The organism is Pseudomonas protegens, assembly GCF_003732485.1.
GTDB lineage: Bacteria > Pseudomonadota > Gammaproteobacteria > Pseudomonadales > Pseudomonadaceae > Aquipseudomonas > Aquipseudomonas protegens_B.
In genome coordinates this window covers 57370-59349 of record NZ_MOAK01000049.1, presented here as the reverse complement: position 1 = coordinate 59349, position 1980 = coordinate 57370, and the positions used below count along the sequence as shown (strand labels likewise).

General features: G+C 62.0%; 3 protein-coding genes. 2 read left to right on the top strand and 1 reads right to left on the bottom strand.

Going from position 1 to position 1980, the window contains the following annotated elements; all coding sequences use genetic code 11:
• Together BLX41_RS12320 and trxC are read left to right on the top strand one after the other, a co-directional pair.
• On the top strand, positions 1 to 897 hold an 897-nt coding region (locus BLX41_RS12320), incomplete at its 5' end, for a hypothetical protein (protein ID WP_123725104.1).
• A 78-nt stretch (positions 898 to 975) separates the two neighbouring features.
• Complete coding sequence (gene trxC / locus BLX41_RS12315) at positions 976 to 1410, top strand: thioredoxin TrxC (protein WP_123725094.1); 435 nt, start codon at positions 976 to 978, stop codon at positions 1408 to 1410.
• Positions 1411 to 1457: 47 nt separating this feature from the next.
• On the opposite strand, the gene BLX41_RS12310 is transcribed toward trxC, so the two are convergent.
• The coding region (locus tag BLX41_RS12310) for a ParA family protein (protein ID WP_259744760.1) at positions 1458 to 1980 on the bottom strand (523 nt) is incomplete at its 5' end.

Here is a 1980-nt window from a genome sequence, read left to right as displayed (position 1 = left end):
AAGCAGACCTACCTCACCCTGCATTTCCAGGAAGAAGTGGGTAACCCCCAGCAGGCCCGAATCGTGCCGTACTTTGCAGAGACCATCACTCAGATGGCCGTCGGGATCGGCATCGAGCCTGACCACATCGGCCTGGAGATGGACCGCAAGGACGACAAGACCCTGCATATCAGCCTGGACAGCAGCGTGCCCGAAAACCAGCGCCAACGTCTGCGGGAGCTGTTCAGCGAAATTGTCGAGGCGCGCGCCGCCGGCACCTTCGAAGCCGTTCTGGAGATCGCCCCGGAAACCGGCAAATACACCAACCCCGAGTACCGCAAAAGGGCCATGGCCTTGCCGCGGCGTATCTCGCTGGCGCTGGAGCCGGTGAAATACGCCGATGTGCTGTTTCATTACTCGATGGAGGAGTTGATCAGCGGCAAGCTCTCGGCCACCGGCACGCCCAACGAGGCGTTTTGCCAATACCAGGCCACCCTCCAGGCACCGGGCATGCCGTTCAGCCAGATGGGCAGCAAGGCCGGGAGCGGATCTGGGGATTACAACGTTTACCTGGAGTGGAAAGACAACAAGCGCGAACCGGCGCAGTTCCTGTTCGGCAACATCAGGTTCGCCAACCCCACGCTCAACCAGATGCTGTTCGACAACCGCATCCAACTGTCTGCGATCAAGACCTCCTGGGGCACGCGCGAGGATCGCCGGGCCGACCGCGTCGGCTTCAGTGTCGGTTCCCTGGGCCTGCAGTACCACGAGGATGGGGAGATTTCTCCGTTGCAACACATAGGCTTCATGGGCAAGTGCGAGAGCATGGCCATGGACCTGGGGCGGCCCTTTACCTTTTACATCGGCCGCTCCATGGACCGTCTGGTCAGCGTCGAACTGGCCCCGCCCAGCACGTGAAGCCATGGCGACGCCAACTTGATATTCACTCCGGACGCCGCCATTTAAGGCGCTCTACCCTGTTTGCGGAGCCCGACCATGTCCGACCCACTGCTGATCCCCTGCCCGCACTGCAACGGCCTCAACCGCATTCCCGCCGAACGCCTGGGGGATCACCCCAAGTGCGGGCGCTGCAAGGCCGAGGTGTTGCTGAGCAAACCCTTTGACTTGCAACAGGGCGACTACGCCAGCCAGATCAAGGGCGACCTGCCGTTGCTGGTGGATGTGTGGGCTGACTGGTGCGGACCGTGCAAATCCTTTGCGCCGATCTTTGCCCAGGCCGCCGCACAACTGAGCGGCAAATGCCGGCTGGCCAAGCTGGACAGTGAAGCCCACCCGCAGCTGTCGGGACAATTGGGCATTCGCTCGATTCCCAGCCTGATCCTGTTCAAGAACGGCCGGGAAGTGGCCCGCCAGAGCGGCGCCCTGCCCTTGCCGCAACTCTTGGGCTGGTTGCGCAGCCAGGGCCTGTGAACACGCCCTGACCGGAGACTTGCGCTCCTGCCACCGCGGGGCTGAGTTCAGGCGTTTTCCAGCAGGTTGTGCAGATCGACGAATTGCTGGGTCAGCTTGTGTCGCGGATCGAGATAGATCAGCGGCAGGCTGGCCTGGTGGGATTCACGCATGCGCACCGAGCTGGCCAGGTACACCGGCAGCACCGGCAGACCCTCGCTGATCAGTTCGTCGAGCATCTGTTGCGGCAGGCTGGCCCGAGCCTGGAACTGATTGACCACGATCCCCTCGACCTGCAGGTCCTCGTTGTGGTCTTCCTTCAACTCTTCGATCTCCGCCAGCAGGCCGTACAGCGCCTGGCGCGAAAAGCTGTCGCAGTCAAAGGGAATCAATACCCGATCGGCAGCGATCAACGCCGAAACCGCATAGAAATTCAGGGCCGGCGGGGTGTCGAGATAGATCCGGTCATAGTCCTCGGCCAACTCGTCCAGCAACTTACGCAGCTTGTTGATCTTGTGCTTGGCCTCAAGCTTGGGCTGCAGGTCCGCCAACTCGGCGGTGGCGGTCACCACATGCAGGTTGTCGAACGGC